The organism is Nostoc sp. CmiVER01 (genome assembly GCF_034531135.2).
Lineage (GTDB): Bacteria > Cyanobacteriota > Cyanobacteriia > Cyanobacteriales > Nostocaceae > Nostoc.
On the sequence record NZ_JAVRBU020000020.1, the window covers coordinates 19,863 to 46,659 of the forward strand.

General features: G+C 41.4%; 14 protein-coding genes and 3 pseudogenes. 7 read left to right on the forward strand and 10 right to left on the reverse strand.

Annotated features, from left to right (window positions below; all coding sequences use genetic code 11):
• Nucleotides 1-879 precede the first annotated feature (879 nt).
• Nucleotides 880-3,684: a TonB-dependent siderophore receptor gene (locus RMZ43_RS29315; protein ID WP_322652754.1), complete on the forward strand. Its 2,805-nt coding sequence runs from the start codon at nt 880-882 to the stop codon at nt 3,682-3,684.
• A 54-nt stretch (nt 3,685-3,738) separates the two neighbouring features.
• Nucleotides 3,739-5,043, forward strand: coding sequence for an MFS transporter (locus RMZ43_RS29320; protein ID WP_322651097.1), 1,305 nt, complete (start codon nt 3,739-3,741; stop codon nt 5,041-5,043).
• 211 nt (nt 5,044-5,254) lie between these two features.
• On the opposite strand, the gene RMZ43_RS29325 is transcribed toward RMZ43_RS29320, so the two are convergent.
• Together RMZ43_RS29325 and RMZ43_RS29330 are read right to left on the reverse strand one after the other, a co-directional pair.
• Complete coding sequence (locus RMZ43_RS29325) at nt 5,255-5,878, reverse strand: response regulator transcription factor (RefSeq protein ID WP_322652755.1); 624 nt, start codon at nt 5,876-5,878, stop codon at nt 5,255-5,257.
• Nucleotides 5,879-5,882: 4 nt separating this feature from the next.
• A complete protein-coding gene (locus RMZ43_RS29330; protein ID WP_322652756.1) occupies nt 5,883-12,197 on the reverse strand; it encodes a PAS domain S-box protein in 6,315 nt (2,104 codons plus the stop codon).
• A 1,365-nt stretch (nt 12,198-13,562) separates the two neighbouring features.
• On the opposite strand from RMZ43_RS29330, the gene RMZ43_RS29335 reads away from it, so the two are divergent.
• The 4 genes from RMZ43_RS29335 to RMZ43_RS29350 all read left to right on the forward strand — a co-directional run bounded on the left by RMZ43_RS29335 (nt 13,563) and on the right by RMZ43_RS29350 (nt 19,062).
• Nucleotides 13,563-13,892 (forward strand): hypothetical protein, encoded by a 330-nt coding sequence (locus RMZ43_RS29335; protein ID WP_322652757.1) that lies wholly within the window; start codon nt 13,563-13,565, stop codon nt 13,890-13,892.
• Between the two features lie 588 nt (nt 13,893-14,480).
• Nucleotides 14,481-14,840 (forward strand): hypothetical protein, encoded by a 360-nt coding sequence (locus RMZ43_RS29340; protein WP_322652758.1) that lies wholly within the window; start codon nt 14,481-14,483, stop codon nt 14,838-14,840.
• Nucleotides 14,841-15,191: 351 nt separating this feature from the next.
• Entirely contained in the window at nt 15,192-17,390 is a 2,199-nt protein-coding gene (locus tag RMZ43_RS29345; RefSeq protein WP_322652759.1) for a peptidase domain-containing ABC transporter, read from the forward strand.
• A 169-nt stretch (nt 17,391-17,559) separates the two neighbouring features.
• The gene (locus RMZ43_RS29350) at nt 17,560-19,062 is read left to right on the forward strand and encodes an HlyD family secretion protein (RefSeq protein ID WP_322652760.1); all 1,503 of its coding nucleotides are present in this window, start codon (nt 17,560-17,562) and stop codon (nt 19,060-19,062) included.
• A 56-nt stretch (nt 19,063-19,118) separates the two neighbouring features.
• On the opposite strand, the gene RMZ43_RS29355 is transcribed toward RMZ43_RS29350, so the two are convergent.
• The 4 genes and pseudogenes from RMZ43_RS29355 to RMZ43_RS29370 all read right to left on the reverse strand — a co-directional run.
• Nucleotides 19,119-19,388 (reverse strand): NAD(P)-binding protein, encoded by a 270-nt coding sequence (locus RMZ43_RS29355; protein WP_322651091.1) that lies wholly within the window; start codon nt 19,386-19,388, stop codon nt 19,119-19,121.
• 455 nt (nt 19,389-19,843) lie between these two features.
• On the reverse strand, nt 19,844-20,230 hold the full coding sequence (locus tag RMZ43_RS29360) for a hypothetical protein (protein ID WP_322651090.1): 387 nt from the start codon (nt 20,228-20,230) through the stop codon (nt 19,844-19,846).
• A 119-nt stretch (nt 20,231-20,349) separates the two neighbouring features.
• Nucleotides 20,350-20,634 (reverse strand): annotated as a pseudogene (locus tag RMZ43_RS29365) (transposase); the annotation flags it as partial.
• A 129-nt stretch (nt 20,635-20,763) separates the two neighbouring features.
• Nucleotides 20,764-21,562, reverse strand: a pseudogene (locus RMZ43_RS29370) (IS5-like element ISAcma17 family transposase); the annotation flags it as partial.
• A 280-nt stretch (nt 21,563-21,842) separates the two neighbouring features.
• Here RMZ43_RS29370 and RMZ43_RS29375 point away from each other — a divergent pair.
• Nucleotides 21,843-23,051, forward strand: coding sequence for a glutathione S-transferase family protein (locus RMZ43_RS29375; protein WP_322652761.1), 1,209 nt, complete (start codon nt 21,843-21,845; stop codon nt 23,049-23,051).
• A 269-nt stretch (nt 23,052-23,320) separates the two neighbouring features.
• Here the strand turns inward: RMZ43_RS29375 and RMZ43_RS29380 are convergent.
• From RMZ43_RS29380 to RMZ43_RS29395, 4 genes and pseudogenes are all read right to left on the reverse strand, one after another.
• Nucleotides 23,321-23,960 (reverse strand): annotated as a pseudogene (locus tag RMZ43_RS29380) (IS701 family transposase); the annotation flags it as partial.
• A 35-nt stretch (nt 23,961-23,995) separates the two neighbouring features.
• On the reverse strand, nt 23,996-24,250 hold the full coding sequence (locus RMZ43_RS29385) for a hypothetical protein (protein ID WP_322652762.1): 255 nt from the start codon (nt 24,248-24,250) through the stop codon (nt 23,996-23,998).
• A 93-nt stretch (nt 24,251-24,343) separates the two neighbouring features.
• The gene (locus tag RMZ43_RS29390; RefSeq protein WP_322652763.1) at nt 24,344-25,696 is read right to left on the reverse strand and encodes a TrpB-like pyridoxal phosphate-dependent enzyme; all 1,353 of its coding nucleotides are present in this window, start codon (nt 25,694-25,696) and stop codon (nt 24,344-24,346) included.
• Nucleotides 25,697-26,014: 318 nt separating this feature from the next.
• Nucleotides 26,015-26,752 carry an SDR family oxidoreductase gene (locus RMZ43_RS29395; protein ID WP_322652764.1) on the reverse strand — a complete coding sequence of 246 codons (738 nt, stop codon included), beginning with the start codon at nt 26,750-26,752 and terminating at the stop codon, nt 26,015-26,017.
• Nucleotides 26,753-26,797: the final 45 nt, after the last annotated feature.

Here is a 26,797-nt window from a genome sequence, read left to right on the forward strand (position 1 = left end):
CTTGCAATGTCTGATTTTAGTTTGACTGCGATCGCCCAAAACTCTAAGCTTTAATGGGTAATATTCAATTTGACCGCATTGTAGATTTGAGTCAGCGATATATCCTGACTGGTTTCTAGTTTCATTTTGATTCCTAACTGGTGTTTTGATAGAACAACAGATATCAAACACTTCTTGATCAGCACCTGCTTTTTGTTGATACATAATTAATGCTCAAACTTTAAAGATACATCCTGGGAGCACGCTCTATGAACTTTTGATAGCGGTTGCTTATGGTACATTAGACTCCTCATAAGTCACTGATGACCTAATTAATGCCTTGATTTTATTCAGTACTAGCATTGTTTGATACCAATGATTACAAGGTTAGAGACAAAATTTATATGCATTAATTGCAATTTTTTTCAATTAACCTCAGCCAATATTAATGGGAAATAGTTGCATTTAGCAATAGATTTATTATAAAAATTACATATCTATATGTTTATAAAGTATTTTTTTTAATTATATTACTAAAACTTGATGACTAAAATGTAACCGTTTTATGATATGTTGTTTGGCTGATTTAATAGAAAAACAAGGTATCATAAAAACCTCAGTATAAAACTTTTAGAATATTGATTTAAAAGAGTTTTTTTGCTATAGCTTTTTTAAAAATGTATTAAAAATAACTTACCTGTAGATTCTATTACTAGTTTTTACTACTCAATAAATTTTTGACGAAATTGACAAAAAGTATAATTTATAAATCTGGCTTGTTTATGAAACTTGTTTGCAATAAAATTATTTAACTTGCAAATTTAACACTAATAAATTTCAATTATTTAAAGTCGTGTCATTAACCAACAATGAATGACGCGATGGAGCATGAGGAAAGTAATGAAACCAGAGCAATTCGTTCACAGCTTTTTGTTCACCGTCTCAGTTGTCATGTTAATTGCAACTCCTGTCCAAGGAGAGCAGATCGCACAGAAAGAGGTAAAATCTTCTTTTTCGTATACTGAAACTGGTGAGAGTGCCAACCAAGCACCACCCAAACTTTCTAAAAGCCAGGCTGTAGAACCAAGTAGAAAAATTCGGCCACTAAGTGAGATAATCCAACCGCTGACCAATGCTCAAATGTTAGAGCAGTCGTCTAAACTTAGCCAAGCAGGTTCATCAGAAGTTATACAAATCACTGGAGTCCGGGTTAATCCTACTGCTCAAGGTGTAGAGGTAATTTTAGAAACTCCTTCAGGAGACAAGTTACAAGTATTACCGAAAAGCGAGGGTAGTGCATATATTGCCGATATTCCCAATACTCAACTGCGGCTAGCTGGGGGTAATGTATTCCGCCAGGAAAAACCAGTTGCAGGAATTACAGAAATCACGGTTAGTAACCAAGATGCGAACGCTATCCGGTTAGCGGTAATAGGAGAGACAGCTTTGCCAAAAGTTGAATTATTTGACAGTGACGAGGGTTTAATTTTTGGCTTTGTAACAACTCCAACTTCTACTACTGCTCCACAGGAACCAGGAACAGCACAAACGCCTGAAGCACAGCCGCAACAAGAGCCAGAAACAGCACAAACGCCTTCATCTCAACAACCATCAGAAGGTGAAACTCCACCACAATCAGAGGGCGAAACTCAACCAGAACAACCAACTGCTGAGACTGATGAGCCAATTGAACTAGTGGTAACTGGCGAGCAAGATGGATATAACGCATCCAACGCTACGACTGGTACTAGAACCGACACTCGTATCTTCGATATTCCTCAATCAGTTCAAGTTGTGCCTGAAAAGGTGATTGAGGATCAACAAATAATTCGGTTGGATGAGGCATTAAACAACGTCAGTAATGTTATTTCTGGTGGTTTTGATACCGGCTCGGAAGCTAGATACACTATTCGAGGTTTTGATAATGCTCCTGTCTTGATTGATGGCTTCAGGCAATACGATTTTCAAGAGGTTCCAGAAACAGCAAATATAGAGCGTATCGAAGTTCTCAAAGGCCCGGCTTCAGTGCTGTATGGAGAAATTCAGCCTGGTGGGATCGTTAATGTTGTTACCAAAAAGCCTTTGACAGAACCTTTTTATGAGGCAGAGTTACAGTTTGGCAACTATGGTTTGATTCGACCCCGGATTGATATTTCTGGGCCGCTGACTACGAACGGACAAGAGTTTTATCGATTGAATCTGGCGTATCTAAATAGTGATGGTTTTCGAGATTTTGACCAGAATTTTGAGCAATTCTTTCTCGCACCTGCTTTAACTTGGAAGTTTAGCGATCGCACAAATCTAACCATTGATTTGCAGTATTCATACCGCAGACGACCACAAGATACCGGTTTGGTTGCCCTTGGGGACAGAGTAATCGATTTGCCTCGCGATCGCGTTCTCAATGAACGAGACGATTACATCGAGCGTAATTTCGTCAATACCGGATATAGCCTAGAACATCGTTTTAGCGATAACTGGACAATCCGCAATGCATTTCGATATGCAACAAGTAGTGTCTTTAGCGATCGATTGACGATTCCAATTGCCTTTGATGAGACCACTGGCGATCTGACTCGTGTATACGCTTATGATGATTTCAATTCGGATGACTATTCTCTACAAACAAATGTAGTTGGTAAATTTGCTACAGGTTCGATAAAACATACTCTGTTGTTTGGTGTTGATTTAAATCGAAACAACTCTACTAGTTTTGCTAGATCGAATTTTTCTAACCCAGTATCAATTAATGTCTTCAATCCAGTTTACGACAGTTCTCCAAGGCCAGAGCTAAACGATTTACTCTTCGATAGTAAATCTACAACAGATAGGTTCGGTATTTATATCCAAGATGAGATTGCCTTTTTTGACAATTTCAAATTACTAGCAGGTTTGCGTTATGAAACTGTAAATCAAAAAGTACAAAACGAGCCAGCATTTTTTAATTCTGGCGATGACACCAGTCAATTCAGCGATGCTTTGACTCCAAGGATAGGAATTGTTTATCAACCGATCAAACAAGTTTCCCTTTACGGGAGCTACTCACAATCATTTAATCCTAACGTTGATGTTTTTAGTGTCGATGGAAGCCCACTGGAACCGGAACGAGGTGAAGGTTATGAAATCGGAATTAAAACTGAATTACTAGAAGGTCGAATTTTTGCCACCTTGGCATATTTTGACATTACTAAAACAAATGTTGCTACAGAAGACCCGAATTTTCCTGGGTTAGGCTTTTCAGTGGCAACAGGTGAGCAGCGAAGTAGAGGATTTGAATTCGATATTAGCGGGCAAATTTTACCAGGATGGAATATTATTGCCTCCTACGCATACACAGATGCCGAAATTACAGATGACACTGATAGATTTATTGTTGGCAATACACTTACAGGTGTTCCCAGAAATAGCGCTAGTTTGTGGACGACCTATGAGTTACAAAGTGGTAGTTTGCAAGGTTTAGGCTTTGGAGTGGGATTTAATTTTATCGGCGAACGTGAAGGAGACTTGCAAAACACTTTTAACCTAGACAGTTACTTTCTCACCAATGCAGCTGTTTTTTATCGCCGAGATAATTGGCGGTTTGCTCTCAACTTCAAGAATGTTTTTGATGTCAATTATATTACTGGTGTGCCTTTCAGCAGAATCAGCGGTATCTACCCAGGGGAGCCTTTTACTGTGATTGGTTCAATTTCAGTGCAGTTCTAGCCAAAACTCTCCCCCAACAAAAGTTGCACTCAACATTACAGGACTTTATCTGTTGTGATTAGCATTAAAAGCTTAAAAAAATTTGTGTTGCTCGGTAGTTTGTATTTATCACAGTTCATGCCATTTTGGTTTTTATACCAGGCTTTACCTGTGTTTATGCGTCAAAAGGGGCTTTCTTTGGAAGCGATTAGTTTACTGCCATTGCTTTCGCTTCCCATCACATTGAAATTTCTTTGGTCGCCCTTGATTGACCGCTATGGTTTTACACGCTGGGGACACTATCGCTTCTGGATTATTTGTTTTCAAATCCTGATTGCTTCCATCACTGCTGTTAGTGCTTGGCTTGATGTGGAACACAACTTTAATGCGTTGCTGGTCTGTATGACAATCATATGTTTATTTAGTGCCAGTCAAGATATTGCTACCGATGCTCTGGCTGTAAGTTTACTAGAGCCGCATGAACGAGGTTTAGGGAATGCAGTGCAAAGTGCAGGTGGATCTCTTGGTGCAGCTATCGGTGGAGGAGGAATGCTAATTTTGCTTAATTATTGGGGGTGGACAGCCAGTCTGCAAATTTTGGCAGTAATAATGTTTGTCGCACTGATACCACTTTTTTGGCATCGAGAGGAGGTAAAGAACAAACAAATTGCATTAGATAATGCCATAAATGAGCGATACACAAATCTCACAGATCGGGTATCTGCTGTATCTTCATCTGTTACCAAGCCTACTATCACCCTTAGTACCAACTTTTTACTTCCTATTTCTTACTTTAAAATATTTATCAATTTTTGCCGTAGTCCAGGTATGAGGAACTGGTTGTTGGTCTTACTGTTGTATTCAGCAAGCAGCAGTATGGCAGGTACTATGTTTCGTCCTTTGCTGGTGGATATTGGGCTTTCTCTAGCAGATATTGGTTGGTTGATGGGAATTGTAAATACTGTTGCTGCGATACTTGGCGGAATTATCGCAGGTTTTCTGATTGCTCCTTGGGGACGAAAGCGTTCACTAACTATATTTAGTTTACTATGGGCAATGAGTATGGCGGCTTATCTAATTCCTGCATTTGGTGTGACTAGTTTATTTATTCTTTATTTTGTGGTAGTTAGCACAGAGTTTGCTGGTGGTATGATTGGCACAACTACGTTCACCATAATGATGGATAAAGCCAGGTCAGAATCGCCCGGCACCGATTATACAATCCAAACATCAGTCGGCATCTTTGGTAGTATTGTTGGAGCTGCAATTAGTGGCTTTCTTGCCCAGGCAACTGGTTATTGGGGAGTCTTCGCAATCAGTTTGGCACTCGCCATAATTAGCGTTTTAATGATTTCCAAATTCGTAAGGATTCAGGTCTAATATTGTGGAAGCAAAGAACAGTAAACCAAAAAGTTTTTAAAAGAAGAGCGATCGCTAAAAGGCTTGTAGCTTATGATACTTATACCAATTCTCTATGAAGATGCATAGAATAAAGCTTCGTGAAATAGAGCTTCAAGAATGAGCGATCTGAAGTACTCAGATTCAACTGTACTTTAGTTTCATTATTTCAACTTAAGTTGAAATAATGAAACTAAAGGCTAGCAATTCCTCGCTTTAAAGCGATAATGGTTGCCTGGGTGCGATCTTTAGCCCCTAACTTGCTTAAAATCCGGTTGATATTTGATTTGACCGTGCTTTCGCTAACATTCAAAGCAGTAGCAATCTCCAGGTTGCTCATACCCTGTGCCACCAATTGAAGCACCTCTAACTCACGCTGGCTCAATTCTGGATGATTCATGCGCTGTACTAATTTGGCAGCAACATGCGGTGGAATATACTGCTGCCCCTCATGAACGGTACGAATAGCGGTTCGCAATTCGCAAGGTCTACAGTCCTTGAGCAGGTATCCCTTTGCCCCTGCCCGTAGCCCTTGATAAATATCCTCATCTCCGTCATAAGTCGTCAATACCATGATGCGAGCCGCTTTAAATTGGGCGCAAATCCTACTAATCGCTTCAACACCTCCCATTTGGGGCATTCGTAAGTCCATGAGGGTGACATCGGGTTGCGTTTGGCAAAATAACGCGATCGCCTCAATCCCGTCCTTGGCTTGACCCACAACAGTCATATCGGATTCTTCATTGATGATGGCTGCTAATCCTTGCTGAACTATGGCATGATCTTCAACAATCAGAACGCGAATGACTAGACTCATGACATTACTCCCGATTCACAATGACAATAATTTCTGTGCCCCAACCAGGCTGACTGTTGACGATTAGTTCACCGCCAATACGCTCTGCCCGTTCGCTCATCCCCAATAAACCAAATCCGTGATTCATCATTATTTGGTTAGTGTCAAATCCCTGCCCGTTGTCTTTTATTCGTAAACAGCACTGCATTTGCTCGTAAACTAATTCAACTTGAATCTCTGTGGCATGGGCATATTTAATCGCATTGGTTAGGGCTTCTTGTCCAATGCGTAGTAGATTATTCTCTACATCAGGTGATGCAGAGTAAGCTATACCGATGACTTCACAGGTAATATGGGTATCGGTAGAAGATTTCATTTGCGTGGTTAGGTGTTTGAGGGCACTTATTAAGTCTCCCGACTCTAACAGGAGAGGTCGCAGCGCCGCCACTGATCGCCGTGCTTCAGTCAGTCCAGTGCGGGCTAATTCATCCACCGTTTCCATGTGTGCCTGAGCTTTCTGTGGTTTCTTTATCATTAGCTCTATCGCTGTGCCGTTATGCAGCACAATGCCTGTAAAGGCTTGCGCTAACGTATCGTGAATTTCCCGTGCCATCCGGTTGCGTTCTTCCAAAATCGAAGCTTCTTCGGCACGTTTGCGATCGCTAATATCTGTAATCACACCTTCCATATATCCATCGGTTGCATTCAGATGAAAAGAGTTAAGCCCCCAAAACTTTGTGCCGTCTCGTTTTCGCATCTGAATTTCAACGTTTTGCAGATCGCCATGACGCTGTAGCAATTCAACGACTTGTTGGCGCTCGCACAGATTTACATAAAAGTCTGGAAAATATACGATCCCAATTATCTCATCGGGTGAATTAAAGCCAAACAACTCTGCAATGCGTTGATTCGCATCGAGAGCTAATCCATCCGAGAGTCGCGAGCGAAAGATGCCGACCTGTGAGTTTTCAAAGATGTTGCGGAACTTAGTTTCACTGCGCTGTAGGGCTTTTTCTGCTTGTTTGCGCTGGGTGATGTCATTGCCAACCGATAAAATTTCAACTAATTGTCCCTTTTCATCCAAAATGGCTTGATTTGACCAGGCAACCCAAACCCGTCTGCCATCTCTGCACAGGTTTTCATTCTCCATTTGCAGGTAAGAGGTAGGGTCGAGACGATGATAAAATACATTGTGGATGAATTGTTTGAGATTGCGCCCAGAAGTTTCGATTTCTGGAACGATTGTTTCGAGTAAGGTACGCCCTAAAATCTGATGTTCCTCATAGCCAAAAAATCTCAGCCCGTAATCGTTCAGGTATTGAATCCGTCCTTTTGCATCACAGCGAAGAATGATTGAGTTTGCGGTTTGAACTAAGTTGCGATAATTCGTTTCACTTTTCTGTAACGCTGCTGTTCGTTCGACGACCTGTTGCTCTAAAGTCCGGTTATAGTCTGCTAGCAGTTTCTCGGCTTGTTTGCGCTCGGTAATGTCTTGAAAGGTGGCGATCGCATAGGCTACATTGCCCCGTTCGTCATAAACTGGAGTTCCCCAAACCTCGACTGGAATTTTGGCGTTGTCGGAGCGAATTTCTACGTCGTCAACCCTAGTGCGTTCGCCGCTCAATGCCCGCACAAGCGGCATTTTCTCAGTCGGATAGGGTTGCTCTGTTCCCGCTAAATAAATTTGATAAACTTCTGCAAGCCGATCCGATGTCACCTCAGGATCGCTTCCTTTACCCAATAGCTGAATTGCCCGTTGATTGAGGTACGATGGGTGACCGACCGCATCTACGACTCCAATTCCCACTGGGACAGCTTCGAGAAATTGAGTCATCTTGCTTTGGCTAGCGTGCAGCTTTGAGTAGAGTTTAGCATTTTCGATCGCGATCGCTGCCTGAGTTGATAATAAATGCAAAACTTGCGCTCGTTCGGGTGTAAATGCCCCAACTGCTAATTGATTTTCTAAATACAATACGCCAACTAACTTAGCTTGATTGAGTAGCGGCAAACAGAAAATAGATTTAGCTGTATTTTGTTGAATATATGGCTCATTGATAAAAGCACCTTCACAAATTGCGTCGTTTAAGACAACAGTTTCATGAGTCCGAATGACATAATTAATAATTGATTCAGGCAGGCAACTTATAATCGGAACGGATTGCAGCACTTGTGTAGTGTAGACATTCTCATCATCATCATTATCATTTAGTTGACCAGCCGCTTCAATTACCCATTCTCCTGCGTTTTCCAAAATTAGAAATCCAGTTTGAGCACCAGCATTCTCAATTAATATCTGCATTAAGGAACGAAGCAACTGCTCTAATTCAATTTCACGATAAATCGCCTGGGATGCTTTCATCACCGCCGCTAAATCTAAAGCGATGTTTGAGGTATTAGAGGTAGTTTTAGAAGTAGTGGGGGTTAACGTGGGAGCTTCTCTATAAGACTGAGAAAAAAACTGTCCATAGCGATTTTCTAAGTCTTTAACTTTAGCTTTTGCACCCCAGCGATCATAGCAGTAGTGGGCTTCTTTCATGTAAGTTTGAGCAATTTTTTCCCGACCTCGCGCTAAATAATGTTTAGCCGCTAACTCATAAGCTAATGCTTCTTCTTGGATAAACTCATTCTCAGAAGCACCTGATATAGCGCGTTCATAAAACTCCTCAGCCTCAAAAAATTGCCCTAATACTCGCGCTTTCTCTGCTTCGACTAGATGAAATTTATGGAGATAATTCATTGGAGCATGATCTGCCCATTTCTGCATCTCTTTTTGGTTGGTGCTCACACAATTTAGCCAAGCTTCTTTTTGAGAGTTTGAAGCCTCAATCCATAGGTTTAGAAGCACCAGAGAATGGTAGAAATAAAATAAAGGTACAAACGTTATTGCTGTTAACTCTTCTAAAGACTGCCTTGCTAAAATAGCAGTTTGTGCAGCTTGATGATACTCCCCAAATAGATAACACAATATAACTTTGAATAAATAAAAGAATTGAATTTCATGTCCGTCTTTAACGGCAATAGCGTGCGATAGCGCTTTCTCTTCATCATAAACACAACCCATTAAACGGCTGGGATTCTCAGACTTATCTAACAGATTAAGGATTGTCTGCCATAACAATGCAGTCCAATTAGAGGGGTTTTCCCGTCTGATTTGTCTGATTGCTTTGCTGTAGGTTGCCGTTTTTTGTTCCAGTTGGATAAGTTCCTTACCAACAAAAAACGAGCGAAAACATGCATGATATGCAGCATAGCTAGCAAATTCAAAGTCTCCAGTTTCTACTCCGTTTTGATAAGCATCAACCAGCATTGGTATTGTGTTCTTAAGATGCACCTTCCAATGCATGACGTGGGCACTAAATAACACTAATGCTTTAGCATTCCCTTTTTTAGTATTCAATCGTTCTGCCAAGCTTAGAGCCAATTTGCCAAATTTATAGCCGAGTTCAATGTCTTGAACAACTGCACATAGAGAATATCCGTAGGTAACATAACTCATTGGTGACCAGGTAGCGTTACCGTAGTTGATTGATAAATTTACCATTTTGCACCCAATCGGCACTATCAGTGCTGGTGACACCATACATGCAGTAGCCGTGATATTCGCCAGGATATACATTGCTGCCAGCGGTTCTGGTGCAGTCATCCTTGGCAGATTAATTAAGTCTTCAATTTCTCGTCCAGCGAGTATTGCAGATGTTTCCTCCAATTCTCTTTCAACGTCTAACTGACTTGGAGTTATTATTAAGTCTACTTCCAGGAGCTTTAACACTTCCAGCCCAGTTTTAAGTGCTTCTTTCAGGTTGCTCTGTGACAAAAATGCTTGAATTCTGCTATCATAAACCTGCACTTTGTCAACCACTGTCTTCGCCTGGTTGAGTACCACTTCTACGAATTGTTCCATCTCATCGAAGCAACCGTGAAGATACGCTGCTTCTGCTGCTTGGGAGTACAGTGCTAAGGTAAGGTCATACTTGCTCTGCCAACTGTCTGTATCTATGAGTTTCAGCCCTGTCTTAAAATACTTAAGAGATGCTTCATAAGCCGTTGCTGCCTTTGCTTTCTGACCTGCGATTAAATTCAATCTGGCAATTTCCGTTCGTTGGGCGTGATCGGTGACAAGCTCAATTCCCCGAGCAAAATGATCGACGATTTCAAACAGTCGTTCGGATCGCTGCTCTTGTGAATTTTTTTCGAGTAAATTACGACCGATTTGAAGATGAACAACTTGTTTGTGTGACTCATCAATTAAGGCATAAGCAGCTTGCTGTACGCGATCATGCAAAAACTTATAGTCTTGAACTAACAAGTTTTCGTCTAATTCAGATATAGGTTGAATTAATCCAGCTTGGATTGCTGCTAGTAAATCTTGGAAAATCTCTTTAGGTGATTTTTCACAAGCGATCGCTAAAGTTTCTAAATGAAATTCAGAGCCAACACAAGCGGCTAAACTGAGAATTTGCCGTGTTTCTTCTGGCAGTTTCTTCAGCTTGAGTAGCAGCAACTCCACCACATTATCAGCAATATCTTGGGCTTCAATCTGAGCAATGTCCCACTGCCAGCATAAGTGTTGTGCATCAAAAGAAAACAGATTTTCGCTATGAAGCATTCGCAAAAATTCATTGACAAAGAAGGGATTACCCTCGGTCTTACGTAATACTAATTGGGTTAGGGAATGAACGGTGTCAATATTGCAATCTAGCGTCTCGGCAATCAATTGACTCAACGGTTCGGGCGTTAAGGGTGCTAAGGTAATTTTCTGAAGCACTGTTCCTTGTTTTCTGAGTTTCTCCAGCGTCAATGCTAATGGATGCGTTGGAGTCACTTCATTATCTCGGTAAGCTCCAATCAAAAATAGATATTGGGTTTGCTCGTCGAGTAATATTAGCTCGATTAACTTCAGCGTGGCGGAGTCGATCCACTGTAAATCGTCTAAGAAGATTACCAGGGGATGTTCTTTTGAACAAAACACCCGCACAAACTTTTGAAACGTTAGATTGAAGCGATTTTGTGCTTCAGTTGCTCCAACTTCCGGTACAGGTGGCTGTTTGCCAATAATTAACTCAACTTCAGGAATGACATCAACGATCAGTTGTCCATTGCTTCCCAATGCCGTCAGCAGGCGATTGCGCCACTGTTGCACTTGCTCATCTGGTTCCCTTACTATTTGCTGTATTAATTGTTGCAGGGCATGGGCGATCGCGCTGTAGGGAATATTACGCCCAAATTGGTCAAACTTACCCCAAACAAAATAGCCCCACTTTGCCGTGATGGGTTTGTAGAGTTCCTGCACCAATGCTGATTTGCCTACTCCAGCGAAACCAGAAACCAGCATCATTTCGACGTTGAGTTGTGAAGAATTGTCTTCGTGTTTCGTTTTAGCTACTCTGTCAAATGCCGCTAATAATGCTTCAATTTCCGCTTCTCGTCCGTACAGTTTTTGGGGAATTTGAAATTGCTGGGAAATATCTTGAAGACCTAGTTGGAAGTAGTCAATTTGACCAATTTCTGCTAATTGTTGGGCGCAGTGTTCTAAATCCGCTTTGATACCCCAAGCACTCTGATAGCGATCTTCCGCATTTTTCGCCATCAGTTTCAAAATTATCTCGGAAACAGGTTTGGGAATCTTTGAATTCAGTTCGTGTGGTGAAACAGGTGTTTTGGCAATATGGCAATGAACTAGTTCTAGGATGTCTGTAGCAGGAAACGGCAACTGTCCGGTCAAAAGTTCGTAGAATGTTGCACCCAGCGAGTAAAAATCGGTGCGGTAGTCGAGCATCCGGTTCATACGTCCGGTTTGCTCTGGAGATAAGTAGGCAAGGGTTCCTTCTAGAAGATAGAGACTTTTAAATCTTGGATTGGTGCGGCTGAATCGGGTGGCAATACCAAAATCAATCATTTTGACAACGCCAGTATTTGGATTCAGGACGATGTTGCTAGGATTAATATCTTTATGAATAATGTTAGCAGCATGGATTCTGCCCAGAATCTCTGTAATGGCGATCGCCAGCCCAAGAAAATTCGATAAGGGCATGGGGTAGAAGTCCGATTGCTGCTGCCGCAAGCACTCTAAAGACTCTCCACCAAAATCTTCTAGAAGGATGACGAGCGTGCGCTGATAGTCCTGCTGGCTGTATGCCTTAACTACACCTTCAATGTTGAGAGAATGGGTAATTTCATATTCCTGTCTGTAGCGAGTTAATTCTTGAGGAGAGGGATAATCTTGCTTGAGGACTTTCGCGACAACTGCACAGTTATCTTGCTCTCTAATACCCCGATACACTAGAGTTGCTGGACTTTCATAGATTTTGCTTAAGATGACAACTCCAGGTAGGGTAATCATTCATCTCTCTCCCAATGAGTGTCATTAACAACTCTAATTTTAATAGACTTACTGTTGTTAAAAGTAACTGTTAGTATGTTGTTGAGTTGTTGATATTATGTTGTTTAACACAGTACCATTTTGGGTAGTAACTTGTTTATGTATCCACGGGAATAAATCAAGTTAATTTTTTTAACCCAAGTTGCGGCTTATCGACTGATGTTTGGTTGTTACCAATCAATTCATGCGAGACCTACGGTGGTCACTGAGCTTGTCGAAGTATGGACTATGCCTGCGCGTGCAACAAAGTGGCGTTGGCGGGTAGCGCCAACATACCAATGCCGTTGTTGCCAGTCTTCAAATACTTAAAAAGTTTTCTGTGATTTAAATTACATTTTACATAAAAGCTTGTGAAGAGTAAAAGAAAAAATGAATGCTTATAGCTTAAGTAAAAACCTTTTATAAGTGACTGCATGTCATTGGTGACAAGTTAAGGTCATTAACTATTTGTCAATAAGTAATAATGCTTAAATTCTTGCCAAAATTTAAGGTTGCAAACACAAGTTTTTAGCCAGCGATGCCTTCGGCTGGCTGCGCCTACGCGTCAAATTCAAAACCATTGTTCATTCTTACTTCCAAACCTCAGTACAAAGCTTAATTAGATACTCTGTGATAGCATATATGGCAATTATTTCGTTTAGCATGTAGCCCTCCTAATTTTCTTCTTGGAGGGCATTTTATTGCTTAACACACTCATTGCGATCGCCTTCAATGCCTTAATCATCTTTCCACTGCGGTATTGGCTAAAAATCAGGGCAAGCAGCTACGAATGATCTGTACATGATTTCTGTGTTGGCGGCGGCTCACCCAAACTCTTCCCTCTGCTAGAATCCATCTGTCAAGAGGGTTTGAGACACGCTAACCCTGGTAAAGAGCAAACCTTATGCCCTTAGCATAGCTGCCTTCTTCACTCTCATTATTCCAACTTAAGTTGGAATAGATATGAACTTAAGTACAGTTGAATCTGAGTACTTTAGATCGCTCATCGCCAATCTTTTTATCACTTAAAATATGGACTCAGAATTGATGACAGCTTCAAGCTAACTCCATATATTAGGTTGTATAAGACTCAGATTTGATTTTTGAAAACATATTGAGGCTGAAAAGCCCATTTTACCAGGATTTTATCTAAAATCCTGTTCAGAAATCAGACATAAGTCCTATACCAATTAACAATCAGAAGGCAAAGCTAAAAAACCTCTGATTCCTAGCCGTGAATAAACTGATCTCACTGCTATCAATTAACAATCAGAAGTAAGAAAACAAGCTTACCTTCAGTTCAAACCCTAATCTAAAACAATGTCTAACATCAACAACGGAGTCGATATGAACAACAAGCAAATCAAAGACCTCTACAGCATCGAAGCTGTGCAAGACCTTGACCATGAAGCCGCAGCCACTATTAGTGGTGGTAGCTTAGACTTGTCCGACCTGAAGGGTGGTAAAGGAAAGCGGCTAGATAATATCGCAAAGGCACGACCCAGTTTAGGCAAATTTGACAAAAAAGCATCTTGGTACGAGGTGACGGGTAAAAGAGATTGGATTGTCTACACTGGTAAGAATTTCACGGGTGCATCAAGGACTCTGAAAGCAGGTACAAAAGGTAACTTCTTCAGTCCTTTTAACAACAGCATCGAGTCTGCCAAACCCGCATAATCAGCTCCGGTCTATTTCATACCGTGTACTCGAATCCTTCAAAACCTCAAAGAAAAAAGAATGCTCTCACATAAGCTTTTAGCTGAGTAACATTCTTCTCTTGCAGTTCGTAGGGGCGAGGTCGTTTTCGCTCCTACTTTTTCATTCATATCAAGATAGCACAAATAAACGTAAACGGTGTTAAAAATTATCAGTTATCAGCAATACCTTTGCCAAAATAAGAGCCTAGAAAAATTTTGGCAAAACTGGCAAAATTACCCATACATAAGCGTTTCACTTAAAAGGTAGTTTGTCATCTCAAACCCTTATACTGCGGTCAATACGTTAAAAAAAACCTTGTAGGAAACCTTAAAGGAATTTTTAGAACTTATTGTTTTTGCCAAACCGAGCGAGAATAGCGAGTTAATAGTGAAAGCGTCATCAACTCACCCTCGTAAATTGGCGAAGGTATTGATCAGAAGACAAAGTTAAAAACTTCTGATTCACCGCTGTGAATAAACGAAAATACTGCTACTAATTAACAATCAGAAGGAAGAAAACAAACTTACCTTCAGTTGAAACCCCAATCTAAAACTTAGGGGAAAAACAATGTCTAACATCAACAACAACGGAGTTGATATGAACAACAAGCAAATCAAAGACCTCTATAGCATCGAAGCTGTGCAAGACCTTGACCATGAAGCCGCTGCTACTATTAGTGGTGGTAGCTTAGACCTTTCCGACAAGCAGGATGGTAAAGGAAAGCGGCTAAATAATATCGGAAGACCACGAGTCAATTTATACAACTTTAAAAATAAAGCATCTTGGTACGAGGTGACGGGTAAAAGAGATTGGATTGTCTACACTGGTGTGAAATTCTCAGGTAAATCAAGACGGCTGAAAGCAGGTACAAAAGGTAACTTCACTGGGCCTTTTAACAACGACATCGAGTCTGCCAGACCTGCATAATCAGTTCTGGTCTATTTCATACCGTGTACTCGAATCCTTCAAAATCTCAAAGAGAAAAGAATGCTCTCACATCAGCTTTTAACTGAGTAACATTTTTCTCTTGCAGTTCGTAGGGGCGAGGTCGTTTTTGCTCCTACTTTTTCATTTATATCAAGATAAGACTTCTTGCATAAGTCGGAAAAAGAGGAAAAAGTTCTGTATCGTCCTTTTCCCCAAGAGTGCAAAAAGCACAAATGCCAAGAGGTCTATAGTACAAATAAACGTAAACGGTGTTAACAGTTATCAGTTATCAGGTAGGAAACGGACTTGTCCAGCCCTTGTTAACTGCGGCTGGTACTGATTTTTTAAACAATGAAATACCACAGCATATTGCAACACAGTGAAGAAGATTGTGGTGCAGCAAGCCTAGCCACGATCGCCAAACACTACGGACGCACCTTTGCCCTCAATCGCACGCGAGAAGCAGTGGGTACGGGAACGCGAGGAACTACACTATTAGGCTTAAGGCGGGGAGCAGAAACCCTGGGATTTCATGCCCGTCAAGTTCAAGCTACCCCAGAACTGTTTGAGAAATTAAATGAAATTCCCTTACCAGCGATCATTCACTGGAAAGGTTACCACTGGGTAGTGTTATACGGGAAAAAGGGGAAAAAATATGTTGTATCTGACCCTGCCGTTGGTATTATGTACCTCACCTCCCAGGAGTTAATCGCGGGTTGGAGTGATGGTGTGATGCTGCTGCTGATGCCAGACGATAGCCGCTTCTATGAGCAACCAGAAGATAAAATTGGCGGTTTTGGGCGCTTTATTGCCCGTGTTATGCCCTATCGCAATCTTTTGGTTCAGGCGATCGCCATCAACTTTGCGATCGGGCTGTTGTCTTTGGCTGCTCCTTTAATGATGCAACTCCTCACCGATGATGTGCTAGTGCGGGGAGATACCCAACTGCTAACAACAGTGGCAATTGGTGTCATTGCCATGAACCTAATTGAAAGTGCCATTGGTTTGGTACAATCTCACCTGATTGGTCATTTTGGTCAACGGTTGCAATACGGGCTAATTCTAGAATACGGTCGAAAACTGTTGCGCTTACCCCTATCATATTTTGAAGCACGTCGCAGTGGGGAAGTTGTTAGTCGGATTGCAGATGTTCATACCATCAATAATCTAGTCTCTCAAATTGTCCTTGGTTTACCCAGTCAATTTTTTGTGGCTCTGGTTTCCTTGGGTTTCATGCTTTTCTATAGTTGGCAACTGACTCTGGCTTCCGTTGCCGCTTTTGCGATCGTCACAGGAGTCAACCTGCTTTTTCTTCCCGCCTTGCGCCAGAAAACCCGCAGCCTCATCGTTAAAGGTACAGAAAATCAAGGCTTTTTAGTCGAAACCTTTCGCGGTGTTCAAGTCCTGAAAACCACCCAAGCTACAGAGCAAGCTTGGCAAGAATATCAGACAAATTTTGGTCGCCTTGCTAACTTAGACTGGACTACGATGAAGTTAGAGCTTTACAGCGGCACAATCACTAGTATTCTTTCCAAATTGACGAGTATTAGCATACTTTGGTTAGGTTCTAGCTTGGTGATTAATCAAACATTATCCATCGGTCAACTGCTGGCGTACAGTGGTATGAGTAGTAGCTTTCTTGAATTTTTAGAATCAGCAGTCGGGCTAATTGATGAATTTATCACTGCTCAAATTGTCGTTCAACGTTTGACAGAAGTGATCGATTCTACCCCAGAAGATGAAAATGACTTTAAAAAACCTTGGGCAGAAATTCCTGGCAATGCAGAGATTAGTTGTTCTCAAATTAACTTTCACCATCCTGGTAGAACTGACCTGTTAGAAAATTTTTCTTTAACTATTCCTGGTGGTAAAGTAATAGCCTTAATCGGTCAATCAGGCTGTGGAAAAAGCTCCCTTGGCAAATTAATTACTGGTTTATATCACGTTCAATCTGGTAATATTCGTTATGGCATATATAACCAGCAAGATTTATCTTTGGAATGTTTGCGGCAGCAAGTCGTATTAGTTCCCCAAGAACCTCATTTTTGGAGTCGTTCAATTGTAGAAAATTTTCACTTTAGTTATCCTAACATGAGTTTTGAGGAGATAGTCCTTGCTTGTCAAATTGCTGGTGCAGATGAATTTATTAGCAAATTACCTGATAAATATCAAACTGTTTTAGGCGAATTTGGTGCAAATATTTCTGGCGGACAAAGGCAGAGATTAGCTATAGCTAGAGCAATTGTGATTGACCCACCTGTATTAATTTTAGATGAATCTACAGGCGCTCTTGACCCAGTAAGTGAAACTCAAGTTTTAGATAGATTACTTAATCACCGTCAAGGTAAAACCACAATTATGATTAGCCACCGTCCTCAAGTTATTAAACGGGCTGATTGGATTGTATTGCTTGAAGATGGGCGCTTAAAAATTCAAGGGACTCCAGAAGAATTACGTCATATCCCTGGAGAGCATTTAAGCTTTCTTGATGAGATTTATTCTTCTAATAATGGTAATGGATTAAAATCTTCTTTAATTTTTCGGAATTAGTTAATGTTTATCAAACAGAATTCAGAAATCAGAAGTCAGAATTCAGCTTGGGAATTTTGTACGACTGGCGGATTAGCGAGTTAGACGCTTCTGGGCCGCTAACGCTGCGCTATCGAGCGTCTTGATTCTGAATTCCGAATTCTGTATTCTGTATTCTTCTTCAAAACTTATGATTAGTAAGTCTCAAACAAATTTTTTACCCTTAGTTCAAGACAACGAATTTCTTCCACCAATTAGTCGTTGGACTACATTTGGCGGACTATTTATCGTGTTTGCCTTGGCGTTAGCTGTTCCTGTGGCTGCGGTTGCTAAATATAAAGTTACGGTGAGTGGACAAGCGGTTGTCCGGACTGCGGGTGAATTGCCAATTGTGCAGGCGGCGACAGAAGGACAGGTAATGCAGATTTATGTTAAAGAAAATCAAACGTTGCAAAAAGGAGATACAATTGCTACTCTTGATGACTCTCGACTGCAAACCAAAAAAAATCAGCTGCAAACTAATATTCAACAAGCTAGGTTACAACTAATTCAAACCGTTCCTCAAATAAATGCAATCGAAAGTCAAATTCGAGCCGAAAGCGATCGCACCAATCGGACTATCGCCTCTGCTAAAGCTGAATTGCAGGGACGCGATCGCGATCATCAAGACAAAAAAATTACCAGTATCACTGAACTTAAAGAAGCATCAGCCAATGTCAAAATGGCTCAAGAAGAATTATATGCAGGGCAAGCACAGTTACAATCAGCATTAGCTAATCTCCACGCAACAGAGGCGGCTTTAGGAGCAGCGACATCAAAACAGAACCGATATGAAAGTGTTGCTAAACAAGGGGCATTATCCCGCGATCAATTAGAAGAAGTACAACTGGCTGTCAAACAGCAACAACAAGCTGTACAGGCACAAAAAGCCACTTATAAAGCCCAAGAAAAAACAAATGAACGGCTAAAACAAGCTGTTAATGGGGCTATTGCGAAACGCGATCGCGCTATTGCAGCTCTCAACCCAAGCAATGCAGAGGTAGCAATGGCGACTGAACGTATTGCTCAAGAAAAAGCCTCTGGAGAAGTAAATAAAGCATCTTTAGAAAGGGAACTTCAAGCACTTATAAAACAGAAAATTGAAACGGAAAAACAATTAGAGCGCGATACTAGCGAATTCAAGCAAGCTGAAATTGACCTGAAGCAAACTACTATTACCGCTACAGCAGACGGGATTATTTCTAAGCTAAATTTGAGAAACCCCGGTCAAACTCTCCGGGCAGGGGAGGAAGTTGTGCAAATTGTTCCTAGTGATGCACCTTTAGTTATTAAAGCAGCTGTTGGTTCTGGAGAAAAAGGTAAGATAAAAGTCGGTCAAAAAGTGCAAATGCGAGTTAGTGCTTGTGCTTATCCTGATTACGGTACTCTTAATGGCGTTGTCAAAGCAATTTCCCCGGATGCTGTTAAGTCGCAAAAAAACGATGCAGATGCTGATACGAACTCTATCCCCAAAGCAACTGCTGTAGGTGCTTTTTACGAAGTCACAATTGAACCAGAGAAACTAGCATTAGGTCGCAGTACAAAGAAATGTCAAATTCAATTGGGTATGGATGGCAGAGTTGATATTATTACCCGCGAAGAAACTGTACTGCAATTTGTACTCCGCAAGGCGAGGTTAATGACAGATTTTTAAGATTGACAAATATGGGTACAAACAAGAGAGAAAAACGAGACTTGTGCTAATCAGGCTTAAATGTACAGTGGAGTTCCATCTTTACTAGAAAAACCACCCTTTAAAATTTTGCCTCCCTGTGCATATAAACGTTGATAAATTTTTCCTAACCAAAGAAGTTGACAAACTCGTATCGCATTTATTTGAATAAATATACCTCCTGCTCCAGAAAGCATTGCATCCAATTGGCGCTTCTCGTATACCTCTACTTCGATATTTGCGTCTAGGCAGGCACGGGCCAAAGTTAACCCGCCAATTCCACCCCCGATCACAATTACCTTCGACACTGAGGACTTGATTCCTTTCCCTAATGTTTGCATCCCTTGTTCCAGATGGGTTGGTATCTTTTTTGAACACTTTTAAAATTATTGCACGTACCTTATCTTGATATCCCTGCTCCCCTTAAGCCTTCATAACTTTCACGAAAACGAGGATACAAGCTCAGTCAGTATGGAATTAATGCTCTGTCCACACCCCCCCATTATTGTCTAAGCCATGACTGAAAATTAGCTGTATCTGGTATGAATGAGAACTTTGGCTCAACCGTGCCAATTGATTTTCATTGTCCCAACTGTATACCCTGTATCACAGCGTACATCCGATCTAAGCCCCAGCGCTCGCCGTTTCTACGTCAATTGAAACAAGTTTATTTAATTTTGAAATGGCTATCTGGGGCAGGTGCAGAAGGAGCGATGCTCCAAAGTTAGATCGGACTTTAATTCTCAGTTACAAAGGTAGATTCTCAATAAAAACTTAGCTGCGGTCGCCCAATTACACCTGATCGTGGTTCAAACCAGGGCATGGGAAAATTCGGAACCTGAAAGCGGATTGAAAATCGTCCCCATGTGTTGCTCAATTTGCCTGACGCATCTTCTCGTGACGTGTCACATTTGACATTGGATTTACCAACCCAATAGCCGTGATAAATTCCACGATTGCTCGTTATTCCAGCTAGCCCTTCAATGAAGATAGTTCCTCCTGGATAAGTCCATATTGCAGTTTTACCACGTTCGCTTTGATAGACCACCCTGCCATAGCTGCTATCCCACACTTCATCTGCAAGCGCAATTTTTGGCACAGATGCCAAAACAAATACTGCACTGACCATTGCTAGTTGCTGAAGCTTCATTAGACCTCCTGAATAAATAGTGAGACGGTGTGCCAGTTGGCGCTCGCAGATAGCACAATGAAGATACTAGTAGCATAGTCATGGAGGAGAAACAATGGCATACAGCGAACTACAAACGCTACTAAAAAAGTAATAGCAATTGCTGTTTGAGAAGTATGAGACAGTTTTGTCATCACTCGATTGAGACTAAATCTTCTTTTACCTTGTCCGAATTTTCCCTCAATACAATTACGAATGCTCTCGGATTGTAAATCTTGTTTCTTTTTTTCTTTACTAACATTGGCTGGTGGTCTTCCCAAAGGAGGGCCACTCATGATAATACCTCTTTCTTTGCACCAAGCTCTATTCTCTCTTGTGCGATAAATTTTATCTACATGAACCGATTCTGGATAATAGCCAGTATAATTTTTATCAAACAGAATTCAGAAGTCAGGAGCCAGAATTCATACTGAATTCTGTGCGACTGGCAGATGAATCAACGGGTCTAAAACCCCCTCAGAATCATAGATTTGGAGGTCTTCAATCAGTCGCGGATCTGAATCCCCGACTGATTAATTCTGACTGTTGAATTATGACTTCTGAATTCTTCTTCAAATACTTATACTCGTGATTTTAAGTCCCCCGATTCATTAAAATTATCCCAATTAATATGGTCTAAAAATACATATCCATCAAAATAACTGGCTGATAGTTTTGCCCCATATCTCACGGCTTTCCCGGCTTTTCCACGGACAATAGGACGGATATGTGGTTGGTTTAAACTAACGATTCGGTCATCAATACTCTGTTTTTTATTTTCATACAACTATAGTTGTTGACGATAAGCTTCTACAATTATCAGCAACTTTTTATATTGTTTAGTGCTTATTTTTTCTAGAGTTGCTCCCGCTCTGATTAGCTAGTCAATATGAGATAAGCTTCTTTTGATATATTGAAGCTGCTTTTTAATCGCTTTTTTCCTATCTTTTTGGGATACACAACGCTTTTTAGCGACTTATAAGTAGTCTTTTCTCGCTACTTCTCGATAAGTCCTTGGTTTTTTCTCCAATGTACTTTTTATCTGTTCATAAAAAAGGTCTATGATTCGTTATGTCTGTTTTCTGGCTTGATTTAATAGCTCTAAATCTGTTGGATAGCTGATGTCTGCTGGCGCACAAGTCGCATCTAATATTAATTTTCCTCGATTTCTTGGCGTGTTATATTCTTTTTCTAATTCTTCTGTTTTTTTTGAGTTGATTCAGTTGATTCAGTTGCTAAAGTCGAAGATGTTGTCTCTAGCATCCTTTTAACAGTTTCTTGATTCACTCTGTTTACTAAGTCTGCACTAATTCTTAGCTAGACCCTCGCGCAGTAAGTTCACTGCTGCTTTTGCCAAAGCTTTTTGTTCCCGACTAATAACAATTTACATACTTGCAATTAGCGGTGAGAATTGTCACTCAACCCAATCGTGTGCAGTCTCTACGAGTTAACCAAATTTAATTGGCTCAATATTGCTATTTGTTCAATATCTTTTTCAAGTGGGCGAACCTATCGGTAAAATTATGCCTTGGTGTAACTGAAAATATTGTAGAGTATAGAATTGTCCTCAGTATTGCCCGACGCAACTCACCCTATGACTACCGCACCCTTAAGCTGGGAAGAACTAGAAACCCTCACGGACTATCATCAAATAGATACCGTTAATGGTCTTACCAACGCTAGAGCCAGGTTGCGGTTGTTTGGTCAGCGAGAATCTGATGTGCGGGTAACGCTATACCGCGATAACCACGCCTGGTGTCCTTACTGTCAAAAAGTTTGGTTATGGCTAGAGGAAAAACAGATCCCCTACCGGATCGAAAAAGTGACAATGTTCTGCTACGGGGAGAAAGAAAGTTGGTATAAACGTAAGGTACCGTCAGGAATGCTTCCTGCAATCGAGCTAGATGGACGGATTATAAAGGAAAGCGATAACATTTTGATCGCTTTGTCAAAAGTTTTTGCTCCATTAAGCCAAGGGATGGAAGATCCCACGGTGCTTCCACTACGTCAATTAGAACGACTTTTATTTAGAGCCTGGTGTGTTTGGCTGTGTTCTAAAGCCGGTTCCTCTCAACAAGAACAACGCAACCGCGAACAATTTATCGCAGTAGTGGCTAGGGTAGAGTCAGCTCTAGGTCGCACCCCAAGCCCTTATTTTTTAGATAGCTTCGGCATCGTCGATGTCATTTTTACGCCATATCTCGAACGGATGAATGCGAGCCTTTACTACTACAAGGGCTACTCACTGCGTTCGGAAAACTCTCGCTTGAGTGCATGGTTTGCGGCAATGGAAAGCCGACCTACCTACTGCGGAACCCAGAGCGACTTTCACACCCACGTACATGATTTACCGCCCCAGATGGGGGGCTGTTGGGAAAACGGCGAATCCCAGATGCTTCTTAATAAAGCGCGGGTGGATAACGGCCCCTGGTTCGGGCTACCAGATGTGACTTATCCAGAACCCGAAAACTCCCGTATGGAAGCTCTTCAACGAACTATCGACCACCGCATTAATATTATCCGAGTCAACCCTTTAGATGATAAGTTGTTTGATCAAGCCCTACGTTGTGCTTTAACACACATGATGACTGGTGAAGACTGTATACCTCCATCGGGATCTGATGTCGCTCTCCGATATTTACGCGATCGCATTAATGTACCACGAGATATGTCTATCTACGCAGCCAAGCGATTGAGGGAATCCCTGGAAAAAACCGCAGCCCTTGCGGGTGATGGGCAACCAGCCCCCATTCCCACTCAGCATCGACGAGATCAAGACCCGTCTAACTTTGTCATCAAGTAGAATTTAGGCACCCGTATTAACAGATCGCGCAACTCTCCTAGTTAACAGTTATCTTGGTTTCAAGCTTTGACCGATTCACTCCATCCATCTACTGCACCCAATCGGGAGTCTCCGCTACCAATTGAGCAAACATCTGTGGATCGGTCTCCTTTATTTCTACCATTACTCACAATCAACACATTCTAATTATTAATAAGAATTAATTAGCCAAAGCGAATTTATCCCTCTTCTGTCACTTTCCGGGATAAGTAAGTAGTAAATAAGTGAAATCATCTAGAAACATAACAGGGTTTAAATTGATTCATGGCAGCAATTAAATGATTGAATCCGAGTAATAACTGTGAATTAGGCAAAATATCTAACCAGGGATAAATCAACCAAAATAGTAAGAGTGGTTGGACAATTAGACGCAGATTATTTAAAACATTCTTCCATCCAGATTCATGATTCCATTGTTGATGAGTAGAAAAATCAACATGACTAGTTTCTTGCTCCTCAGTCTTAATTTGATTAGCTTTATTTAAGCCTAAAAATGCCGGAGAATTTAAACTAATCATTGTTGTATATACACAAAAAATAATCTCCCACCCTTCGGGTTCGCCAGTCGCTCATGGGGGAAACCCCCAAGACCGCGCTGGCTCACCACCTCTCAATATGTTGAGAATTGGTAAAACGGTAATCAGTCCAGCCAAGTTCCTGCTTACATTGTCGAAAACCATATTCTACCCAAGTTCTTAATCCATACAAATCTCCTAAAGTCTTCTTCAGATTCCCTTGAAGGTTTGTCATTACGAAAGAAGTAGAATTCTCCGGCATGGTTTTTGTGTCGGTAGTTATTTCCCAATAAGTTATCGCTCTTTTTTTACCATAAATTATTTCCCTAATGTATCTAGTTTCTGATTTATTGTTATCACGTTAAATTAATGCGTGTGCGTTCTAATCGACTATTGTATGGTGCAGCGATGGCAGAACTTTTCGAGTTTTTGCTGTTGTGTCCAGCTCTGTTGTGGTTGCACAATTAACTCCCCATTGTAATAAGTGGCTCCTTCTAGTTCCCATAGTTCTACTGGTTCGGCGTTGGGATCTTCTCGAAAGTCCAAGCATCTGTCAGCAACTGATCCATTAGGGTGGACGGTACAGACAAGATAAGGATTATGTGAGTATAAGAGACAGCAATCGCACTCTGGAAGTTTTTGCATAGTATCAGTTTACTGTCTGTTCCAAGCGATCGCTTGTTGGTTCAACTGTATGGTTGTTTCGAGCGTCACTGCGAATAGGGAATTGTTGGGTCACTAATCAACTACAGGTAATCCTGCTAGGGCCATTGCCACTTCTTCTACACTATATTCAGTATCAACAAGCCGTCCAGCTTGATAATCGATATAAGCTTGCATATCAAAATGTCCATGACCGCAAAGATTAAACAGTATAGTTTTAGTAACATCTTCTTCTTTGCAGAGCAGAGCCTCGTCAATTGTTGCTTTGACAGCATGATTAGCTTCTGGTGCTGGTAAAATCCCTTCTGCACGGGCAAAAGTTAATCCAGCAGCAAAGCAAGCGAGTTGGGATTCAGCACGCGATTCAACTAGTCCCAAATTCACAATATGGCTAACAAGGGGAGCCATACCGTGATAGCGCAAGCCTCCAGCATGAATTCCTTCAGGAACAAAACTACTACCTAAAGTATGCATTTTGGTAAGTGGGGTTAAGTGGGCAGTATCACCAAAATCGTAAGCATATTTTCCACGAGTCAATGAGGGACAAGCAGCAGGTTCGACAGCTATTACTTGTATATCTCGTTCTCCTCGCAGTTTAGCACCGATAAATGGGAAGGCAATTCCAGCAAAGTTGCTACCGCCACCAGTGCAGCCAATAACAATATCAGGATAATCTCTTGCCATTTCTAATTGAGTCAATGCTTCTTGACCAATCACGGTTTGATGTAGCAGTACATGATTGAGAACACTACCTAAAGTATACTTAGTTTGTTCATCAGCAGCAGCTACTTCTACAGCTTCACTAATAGCAATCCCTAAACTGCCATTACTATTGGGATGTTGTGCAAGAATTTTACGTCCGGCTTGGGTTTGAATACTTGGGCTAGCAACGACCCTCGCACCGTAGGTTTCCATTAAAGCTCGGCGGTAAGGCTTTTGCTGGTAGCTAACCTTTACCATATAAACTAAGACTTCTAAACCGAATAGCGCACCGGCAAAAGCTAGAGATGATCCCCACTGTCCGGCTCCCGTTTCAGTAGTTAGCTTTTTGACTCCAGCTTGTTTATTGTAGTATGCTTGGGCGACCGCAGTATTGGGTTTGTGGCTTCCAGAGGGACTAACACCCTCATATTTGTAGTAAATTTTGGCAGGCGTATCTAAAGCTTGTTCTAAACGACGGGCACGATAAAGAGGAGTTGGTCGCCACTGGCAATAAATAGAGCGGACTGCATCTGGTATTTCAATCCATCTTTGTTGGCTAACTTCTTGCTCAATCAGTGCCAATGGAAACAAAGGTAATAATTCATCTGGTGTAATTGGCTTACCAGTAGCAGGATTTAAAACTGGTGGTAAGGCTTGTGGTAAGTCAGCTTGGATGTTGTACCAAGCATTTGGCATTTGGTTTTCAGTCAGAACGTATTTAATCATGTCCATATAATTAGGTGATGCACAACAGTAAAATTGTACATTTACGATTCTTCAAGAAAAAAGTTAACTTTTATTGTTATCAAGCTTCATCCCAGCAATAGTAAAATCATTTGGTTGCATGTTGGAGTGATAACCCGCATTTCTTACAAGCTTGATGAGGTGCAGGGGAGCGGGGGAGAGTTTCTGTACAAGTGATTTCCTATTTTAAATGGATTTGATGCATGATACTGTGATTGGTTTGTTCATCAATTGGGAAGAGTTTGGGCTTGCTATTTAATACCCAAATTTCCTTGTCTAGAGCGTTCCCCTGCAATGTAGTTAACTTGATGACACTTCAACAACATTTTGGGCAAAGCTCTTATAAGCATCGCCCATTTGTTTAGCTATCGGGTCAGGAAAGACGTGAAAATCTCCAGCTTTGATAGCTTTTATTATCCCCTCTGCCACAAGTGCAGGTGGCTGTGAAACTTCACCTATTCCTGCCGCATCGCCCATATCCGTGGCAATCGGGCCAGGGTGAACACTTAGCACAAGCGTGTCCTGCTGGCTCAATAGTTCTCGTAATGTCTGGGTAATTGAATAGGCCGCAGCTTTTGAGGCACAATAAGTGGCAGAGTCGGGGAAACCCTTGAGCGAAGCAACAGAATTGATTTGGGCAAATACACTACCTCCATTGGCTTTGAGTACCGGGGCAAACGCCTGAGCCATGTAGATCAATCCATATACATTGATGTTCATCTGAAATTCGAGAGCGGCGATCGCATTCTCAGCGAAGGGAGTTCCAGCTTGAAAAACTCCTGCATTATTGACAACTATTTGTACATCTGGGGCAGCTTGAGCAGCAGCAACAATAGATTGGGGATCACCTAAATCAACCTGAATTGGTACTACCCGATCACCGTATTGTTCAACCAACGAGGAGACACTGTTGATCTGACGAACAGCCGCATAGACTTTGGTAGCTCCGTGTTCAATAAACGACTCAACTATCGCCTTACCGATGCCGCGATTTGCGCCCGTAACCAAAATGGTTTTATCTTTAATGTCGTAGTTCATTTGGATTTCTGCTTATGGTTTTCCATAATCTGAAAAACCTTGGAC